The organism is Streptomyces sp. NRRL S-495 (assembly GCF_000966955.1).
GTDB lineage: Bacteria > Actinomycetota > Actinomycetes > Streptomycetales > Streptomycetaceae > Kitasatospora > Kitasatospora purpeofusca.
This window is the reverse complement of record NZ_JZWY01000627.1, coordinates 1-223: the sequence shown is the minus strand read 5'-3', so window position 1 is coordinate 223 and position 223 is coordinate 1. Positions and strand designations below refer to the sequence as shown.

The 223-nt window shown below is 84.8% G+C and carries 1 pseudogene; it reads left to right on the top strand.

The window, feature by feature from the left end:
* Nucleotides 1–223 (top strand): annotated as a pseudogene (locus VR45_RS29125) (hypothetical protein); the annotation flags it as partial.

Sequence of the window (223 nt, the reverse complement as noted above, 5' to 3'; positions counted from 1 at the left end):
GGTCCCCGCCGGTTCGGCGGGCGGTGACCTCCGGTCCGCCGGTGCGATCGCCTCGGCGGCCGCCCTCGGCGGGACGGTGCCGGGCCAGCACGGCCCGCTCGGCGCGCACTCGGCGCTCGGCGGCCACGGCCTGCCGGGCGGGCACGGACCTGCCTCGGCCCCGGGCTTCCCGGGCGGGCCCGGTGCCGCCGCGCACCCCGGCCAGCACGGGCAGCCGTCCGGC